Genomic DNA, 7,525 nt, shown 5'->3' with positions numbered 1-7,525 from the left:
GGCGGGTGGCAGGAGCCTGCGGCGAGGTTTTGGCCGGGGCGCGGAGGGCAACTATGGAACGGGTTTTCGATTCATTATTGGCCGGAACCCAGCTTGATCAATGTGCGAGGCAATCGTATGCAAGGGGGGAAGTATATGTTCGTCTCCACTTCCATGTCGTTATGGGAGACTCTGCGGGAAAGAATGGTGGGGAGCGGGAGATCGGCACCGGTGATGCGGCTGGTGCGCGGCGAGAACGTGTATTCCAGCGGGCAGTCGGACAACAGCCTCTACCTGGTCGAGGAGGGTCAGGTCAAGATTGTTTCGGGCTCTCCGGACGGAAAGCGATGTCTGCTCTCCATATGCGTGGAGGGGGAGTTCTTCGGTGAGCTGGGAATTCTGCAGGGAATGCGTGCGGAGACCGCGACGGCGATGAAGCGGAGCGTCCTGCGGAAACTGTCCGCGGCGCATGTGGCGGCGGTTCTGCAGGATCTGGAGAACGCCGAGGAGTTCGCCCTGCACTTGATCGAACAACTGTCCGGGCAGCAGCAGTTGATCGCCAACATGGTGACCATGAACTGCGAGCAGCGGCTCGCGGTGACACTGCTCGATCTCGCTCGCAAGGTCGGCCGGCGGCAGGGGCCCGAGCTGAGGATGGAACGGCGGATCACGCACGAGGAACTCTCGGAAATGGTGGGGACCACGCGTTCCCGGGTCGGGTTCTTCCTGAAGCGGTTCTCCGACGACGGGCTGCTGGTGCACAGCGGTTCGGCCCAGCTGACGGTGCACGAGACCCGGCTGGCGCGCTACGTGGCGACGGTCTGAGGGGAGCCGGCGGGGGCGTCGCCGTGGTGGACCACCACCAGCCCGGCGCCCCCGCCGCGGCGCAGGGCGAGTGCGGCGATGTGGCGGGAGCCCGGCCGCCACTGGTGAAACTGCCACTGGCCCATGGCGTCGGCGGCCATCGTGATCGTCCCGGTGTCGGGCAGCGCGCCGAAGTCGCAGCGGCTGAACGGGTGGGCGAGGCCGAGGCCGAGGGCCTTGGTGTAGGCCTCCTTCAGGGTCCAGTACCGAAGGAGGGCGTCGGCCTGCCCGTCGGCGGGCAGCCTGGCGAGCGCGGCGGCCTCGGCGGGGGCGAGCACTTTGGGCAGTCGGAGGGTGCGGTGCGCAGCGCTCTCCTCGACGTCGATGCCGCAGTCGGTCCCGCGGGTCACCACGCAGACGGCCGCACCGGGGGTGTGGGAGAGGTTGAACCTCAGCCCGGTCTCCGCGGTGCGGCCGGCGAGTTCCGGACGGCCGTGCCAGGTGGTGCGGAACTCCCATTGCCGCGGCGGGATGTCGGGGTGACACCAGGTCAGCGCGGTGCGCAGCAGGGCGTGCCCCACCGCGTACTGGGCGCGGTCCCGGGCGAAGCGGAAGCGGGCCAGCCGGTCGTGCTCGGCGGGCGCGAGCAGCGCCAGCCCCGCCCGGACCGCGGTGTCGCGGTCCGAGTCGGGCACGCGCGCGGTCCATACATGGGCCTCGCGCGCGGCGGACCGAAGCCCTGGCTCTGTCATCCGGTGCGGGTCAGGCCCGCGGGCCCAACTCGACCTGCAGCTCGACCAGGCCGCGCATGATCCGGGTGGGGCGCCAGCGCAGATCGTCCCGGGTGCCGGAAAGCGAGATGTTCGGGTAGCGGTCGATCAGTGCCGCGATCGCCTCCTGACCCTCCAGCCGGGCGAGCGGGGCGCCGAGGCAGTGGTGCAGGCCGAAGCCGAAAGCCAGGTGCGGATTGTCGGTGCGGGTGATGTCCAGCTGGTCGGGGTTGTCGAACTGCCGCTCGTCGCGGCTGGTCGAGGCGATGGAGACGGTGACCACGCTGCCGGCCGGGATCACGGTGCCGGCCACCTCGACGTCCTCGGTGGAGACCCGCATGGTGGACAGCTCCACCGGCGGGTCGTAGCGGAGGAACTCCTCCACGGCCGAGGTGACCAGGTCGGGCTTGGCCCGCAGCAGGGCGAACTGCTCCGGGTTGTCGAACAGTGACAGGGTGCCGTTGGCGATCAGGTTGACGGTCGGCTCCTGGCCGGCGCTGAGCAGCAGCATCGCGGTGGAGACCACCTCGATCTCGGTGAGCCGGTTGCCCTCGTCGCGGGCGACGATCAGGCCGGTGATCACATCGGGCTGCTGGTCGCTGGTGTCCACGTCGGACTCCGCGAGGTCCTTGAGTTCCTCGCGGCGGCGGGCCAGCAGTTCGGTGAAGAAGGACTGCATCGCCGCGTAGCCCTCCTGCGGGGTGAGCGCGCCGTCGACCACCGCGTCCGGGGCGGTGAGCATGGCGGTGGCCCAGATCCGGAAGTTCTCCCGGTCGGCGTTCGGCACACCGAGGATCTCGCAGATGACGGTGGTGGCCAGCGGGTGCGCGTAGTTCTCGATCAGGTCGACGGTCTGCTGTCCGGCGAGGCCGTCGAGCAGCTGCTCGGCGATCTCCCGCACGCGCGGGCGCATCGCCTCCATCCGGCGGTTGGTGAACGCCTTGCTGATCAGCTTGCGCAGCCGGGTGTGGTCCGGCGGGTCGGTGTTGACCAGGTGGTAGAGGTAGTCGGCGCGGTTGTCACGCTCGCCCTTGACGTAGCCGGCGTCGCGGAGCTGGTCCCAGGCCAGGCCCGGGTCCTTGGCGAAGCGTGAGTCGTTCATCACGTCGCGGGCCTCGGCGTAGCGCAGCACGAGCCGGCGGTGGAGGCCGTTGGGTTCGCGGATGGTGTGGACGACGCCCTCGGCACGCATGTCGGAGTACAGCGCGTAGGGGTCGACCCGAGGCCCGGTCGGCAGGACCTTCGGGTCCTCGGAACCGGACGGTGCGCCGGGCTGTGATGACCGGTCATTCACGGGGCATCTCCGTTCCTTGGCAGGTCGGCTCGCTTCGGCGGATACGCCCGAGCGCCCTCGAACCTAGACCGGCCGAACCGGGCATTTCTGCGCTGGATTGAGCATCGCGCGAAGTCGGCCGGGTGCTGCCACGGCCGCTTCGGCACGCCTGCGTCCAATGGTGGCGAGGGCATTGGTGTCGGCCGGATCTTTTCCTATGCTTGCCACCCGCACCTCGCTTTTCCGCCACATCGTGGCGATCTCAGACACCGTTGGGCCGCGTCCGCCGGGCAGGGCTGCCCGGCCGGGACGACGCGTCCGTGCCGTCTTCTAGGCGATTCGAGGTTGAAGATGAGGGCAACACTGGAGCACCACCGAACCCGTTCGACCACCACCGCGGTCCCCGTGCGGCGTGCCGCCGAGCCGGCAGACCCCGACTCGGCCCGCTTCCGCACCAAGCTGCGCGCGCTGTGCGCCACGCGGCTGCACGACACCCCGACCCTGACGGTGCCCCGGCTGGCACACGTGTACATGGAAGGTGGCCAGGACCGGCACATATATGTGATCGAGACCGGCCAGGTCAAAACGCTGATGATCACCGGTAGCGGCAAGCGATGTCTGCTCTCCATCTCCGGGGCGGGCGACGTCCTGGGCGAACTGGGGCTGCTCGCAAGCGAGCGCTCCGACACGGCGGTCGCGCTGGAACCGGCGACGCTGCGGCAGATCCCGTGCGACCGGTTCCTCTCGGTGCTCGCCGAGGAGGGGCTGCTGCCGGAGTACGTGCGCCACCTCGGTGAGCGGGTGATCGAACAGCAGAAGATCATCGTCGACATGGTGACGTTGGAGTGCGAGCGCCGACTGGCGGCCCGACTGCTGCTGCTCTCCCAGCAGATAGGCAAGCGCCGCGGCCGACTGGTGGTGATCCCGCCCCGGATCACCCAGGAGGAGCTCGCCGAGATGGTCGGCACCACCCGCTCCCGGGTCGGGCTGTTCCTCAAGCGCTTCCGGGAGACCGGGCTGGTCGGCATGGTGCAGGGCTCGCTGGCCGTCGACGTCCAGCGGCTCGGCGACTACATCGAGGGCAGGCTGCAGGCCGATGCTCAATTCTGAGTAGCTGGGCATCCTCGCGATGCCAACCCTTGGGGCTTGGAAGACCCGCCCCACGGGAGAAGGTCGAACATGAGCGAGCATCAGACCCTGCTGTTCCTGATGCAACTGGCGGCCCTGCTGCTTGTCGGCTCCGGCATGGGCCAACTGGCCCGCCGGGTGGGCCTGCCGGGCGTGGTGGGTGAACTGCTCAGCGGAGTGCTGCTCGGTCCGACGGTGCTCGGACACCTCTCGCCGGCGGCGTTCGCCTGGATGTGGCCGGCCGACCCGTCTCAGACCCAACTGCTGGACGCGGTCAGTCTATTCGGCGTACTGCTGTTCATCGGGGTGTCCAGCGCACACCTGGACCTGCGGATGCTGCGCCGCCGCCCCCGTACCGTGGTCTCGATCAGCACCGCGGCGCTGTTGCTGCCGCTCGGCCTGGGCGTCGCCACCGGTCTGCTGCTGCCCGGCCGGCTGCTCGGCCCGCACGCCGACCGCTCCTCGTTCGCGCTGCTGATCGGCGTGGTGATGGGCGTCAGCGCGATCCCGGTGATCGCCAAGACACTGACCGACCTGGGCATGCTGCATCGCGACATCGGCCAGTTGACGCTGGCCGCGGCGGCCGGCGGGGACGTGGTCGCCTGGATACTGCTGTCGCTGGTCTCCACGATGACGGTGGGCGTCCTGACGGCCGGTCACATCGTCTCCAGCTTCGGGAGCCTGCTGCTGTTCCTGGCGGTGGTGATCGCCGCCCGGCCGCTGCTGCGCGGGGCGCTGGGGCGGGCCGAGAAGGCCGAGGGCTCCGGGCCGGTGATCGCCATCACCGTGGTGGCGATCCTGGCCGCCGCGGCCGGCAGCCAGTCGCTGGGCCTGGAGTCGGCGCTCGGCGCGTTCGCGGTCGGCTGCCTGCTCAGCTCGCCGTCCCGGGAGACCGCGGTGCGGCTGGCCTCGCTGCGGACCGTCACGCTCTCGGTGTTCGCCCCGATCTTCCTGGCCGGGGCGGGCCTGAAGATGGACCTGACGGTGCTGGGCGACCCCCGGACGCTCGCCGCCGCCGCGGTGGTGCTGCTGCTCGCTGTCGGCGGCAAGTTCGCCGGCGCCTACCTGGGCGCCCGGATCGGCCGCCTGACGCACTGGGAGGGCCTGGCGCTGGGCTCCGGCCTGAACGCCCGTGGCGCGGTCGAGGTGGTGGTGGCGACCATCGGCCTGCGGCTCGGCGTGCTCAGCCCGGCGATGTACTCGATCGTCGTGCTCGTCGCCGTGGTCACCTCGATGATGGCCGCGCCCGCCCTGCGCTGGACCATGGCGAAGGTCGAGCACAGCTCCGACGAGCACCTGCGGGCCGTCGAACTCGCCGCCTGGTCGGACCGCGCCTCGGTGCCCGCCGACCCTGCGCAGAATTGAGCAGCAAGAATGCGCTGCTCGCTCCTAATGTGATCCGAAGTGTGTTGTAGGAGACATGGATTAATTTCCGTGGAAAAGGAGGCGGACAACGTGACGGCCGCAGTGAATTCCAGCACGCAATCCAGGATCAGGCCGGCGTTCCACCAGACCACGGTGCCGCTGGACAAACTGCTGAATTCTGCCGACGCGGGATTCCTGATCCATCGGGTCGGGCAGCTGAAGAACGAGTTCCGCGAGGAGGGCATGTCCTTCTCGGCGGATCTGGTCGACCTGATCAACAACGCCCAGGTCGGCTACGTCTCGATTTTCGCCTTCGAGGAGCTGTTCGGGACGCAGAGCCGGCTGCACTGGCTGCTGCACCTGAAGGAACCCAGCGACTACCGGCGGATGCTCGACATGGTCGACCACTCGCAGAAGTGGGCCGAGGTGTCCGCCGACGACCGGCTGCCCACCAAGGGCGGCGGCAACTGGGAGCGGATGTTCGTCGAGGGCTCGATGACCGAGACGATCATCTGCCCGCAGCACGGCCTGAGCCATCACGACGAGGACGACGACCACCCGCTGGACACCTTCCAGCCGCCGGCCCGCTACCAGTCCCGGCTCGCTCCCGAGCAGTTGCTGCACTCCGTGAACACCCCGCTCACCGTGCACCGCCGCCTCCAGGTCCGGTACGCGCTGCGCGAGGAGGCCCGCAAATTCTGGTTCGACTGGGCCGGACACGTCTCCGAGGCGATGGTCGGCCGGGCCACCGCCTTCCTCTACGAGGAGATGTGGGGCCAGCAGGACCGCCTGCACCTGCTGATCCACCTCGCCTCCCCGGACGCCTACCACGAGCTGATGGCCCTCCAGGAGAGCGACCCGGAGCTGCGCCGCCTGATGGCCTCCCAGGTCGTCGCCGACAGCAAGGGCGGCGGCGGCTGGCACCGCACCGTGCTCGACGGCACGATGACCGACACCCTCTGGGCGCCGCTGCATGGCCGTCGGAGTTGAGGCGGCCAACGCCTATGTCGGGCGGGCCGCCCTGGACGTCAGGGAGCTGTTCCACGCACGCGGACTGGACCTGGGCCGCTTCGACAACCTGATGATGGTGCAGAAGTCGGTCAACCTGCCGTGCGAGGACCCGGTCACCAACGCCGTGAACGCGGCCAGGCCGATCCTCGACCGGCTCACCGGGGAGCAGCGCGACAGCATCGAAGCGGTGATCGTCGGCACCGAGTCCGGTCTGGACTTCGGCAAACCGATCAGCACCTACGTGCACCACTACCTCGGCCTCGGCAGGCGCTGCCGCTCCTTCGAGGTCAAGCACGCCTGCTACGGCGGCACCGCGGCACTGCGCACCGCGCTCGGCCTGCTGGCGGGCAGCCCCCGCCCGCGGGCCCGTGCGCTGGTGATCGCCGCCGACGCGGGTGGCTCGGTGGTCGGCATGCCGTACTGGGAGCCGTCCCACGGCGCCGGCGCGGCCGCCCTGCTGCTCGGCCCGGAACCCGAGGTCCTCGACCTCGACCCCGGCGCGGCCGGCCTCTACAGCTACGAGGTGATGGACACCTGCCGGCCGCGCCCCGACCTGGCGGCCGGCGACTCCGACCTCTCGCTGCTGGCCTACCTGGAGTGCCTGGAGCGCTCCTTCGCCGACTACCGGGACACGGTCGCGGGGGCCGACATCGTCGACTCCTTCGACCACCTGGCCTTCCACACCCCGTTCGGCGGAATGGTCAAGGGCGCCCATCGGCACCTGATGCGCCGGGTCAAGCGGATGTCCCCGGACGCCATCGAGGCCGACTTCCGGACCCGGATGGCCGCCTCCCTGGTCAACCCGGCCCGGATCGGCAACACCTACGCGGCCGGCCTGTTCGTCGCCCTGCTCTCGCTCATCGAGCACGGCGACTTCCGCGAGCCGCGCCGGGTCGGCCTGTTCTCCTACGGGTCGGGCTGCGCCTCGGAGTTCTACAGCGGCGTGGTCGGCACCGGGGCGCCGGCCGTGCTCGCCCAGTACCGGACCGCCGAGCGCCTGGACGCCCGGCATCGGCTCGCCGTCGCCGACTACGACCGGCTGGCGAAGCACACCGCCGAGGGGGCCCCCGGCGTGCAGGACGCGGTCCTCGACGTGTCGCGGTACGCGGACGTCTACGACCCGGCGCTGCACGGCAGGGAACTGCTGGTGCTGGACCGGATCGAGAACTTCCACCGGCGCTATCGATGGAGCTGA

The 7,525-nt window shown here is 69.8% G+C and carries 7 protein-coding genes; 5 read left to right on the top strand and 2 right to left on the bottom strand.

Annotated features, from left to right (window positions below; translation table 11 throughout):
- A partial coding sequence (locus tag P1P75_RS20645; protein WP_319257498.1) for a Crp/Fnr family transcriptional regulator occupies window positions 1-804 on the top strand: 804 nt, incomplete at its 5' end.
- Here the strand turns inward: P1P75_RS20645 and P1P75_RS20640 are convergent.
- Window positions 786-1,478: a 4'-phosphopantetheinyl transferase superfamily protein gene (locus tag P1P75_RS20640; protein WP_319257496.1), complete on the bottom strand. Its 693-nt coding sequence runs from the start codon at window positions 1,476-1,478 to the stop codon at window positions 786-788. The two genes, P1P75_RS20645 and P1P75_RS20640, sit on opposite strands and share 19 nt — an antisense overlap.
- 67 nt (window positions 1,479-1,545) lie before the next feature.
- A complete protein-coding gene (locus P1P75_RS20635; protein ID WP_319257494.1) occupies window positions 1,546-2,847 on the bottom strand; it encodes a cytochrome P450 in 1,302 nt (433 codons plus the stop codon).
- A gap of 330 nt (window positions 2,848-3,177) precedes the next feature.
- Between P1P75_RS20635 and P1P75_RS20630 the strand changes: the two genes are divergently transcribed.
- From P1P75_RS20630 to P1P75_RS20615, 4 genes are all read left to right on the top strand, one after another.
- Entirely contained in the window at window positions 3,178-3,936 is a 759-nt protein-coding gene (locus P1P75_RS20630) for a Crp/Fnr family transcriptional regulator (protein WP_319257492.1), read from the top strand.
- A gap of 69 nt (window positions 3,937-4,005) precedes the next feature.
- A complete protein-coding gene (locus P1P75_RS20625; RefSeq protein WP_319257490.1) occupies window positions 4,006-5,319 on the top strand; it encodes a cation:proton antiporter in 1,314 nt (437 codons plus the stop codon).
- Window positions 5,320-5,409: 90 nt separating this feature from the next.
- Window positions 5,410-6,309 (top strand): DUF6039 family protein, encoded by a 900-nt coding sequence (locus P1P75_RS20620; protein ID WP_319257488.1) that lies wholly within the window; start codon window positions 5,410-5,412, stop codon window positions 6,307-6,309.
- Window positions 6,293-7,525, top strand: a complete 1,233-nt coding sequence (locus P1P75_RS20615) for a hydroxymethylglutaryl-CoA synthase (protein WP_319257486.1) — start codon at window positions 6,293-6,295, stop codon at window positions 7,523-7,525. The genes P1P75_RS20620 and P1P75_RS20615 overlap by 17 nt, the downstream gene beginning before the upstream one ends.

Origin of the sequence: Streptomyces sp. ID05-39B, assembly GCF_033794725.1 — a bacterium.
Lineage (GTDB): Bacteria > Actinomycetota > Actinomycetes > Streptomycetales > Streptomycetaceae > Streptomyces > Streptomyces bobili.
Note: the sequence above shows the minus strand (reverse complement) of the source record. Positions and strands in the feature narration are given on the sequence as shown.

Excerpts from the sequence above, each read along its gene's own strand:
- P1P75_RS20630 (WP_319257492.1), top strand. The coding sequence starts at position 3,178 with ATGAGGGCAACACTGGAGCACCACCGAACCCGTTCGACCACCACCGCG.
- P1P75_RS20625 (WP_319257490.1), top strand. The coding sequence starts at position 4,006 with ATGAGCGAGCATCAGACCCTGCTGTTCCTGATGCAACTGGCGGCCCTG.
- P1P75_RS20615 (WP_319257486.1), top strand. The coding sequence starts at position 6,293 with ATGGCCGTCGGAGTTGAGGCGGCCAACGCCTATGTCGGGCGGGCCGCC.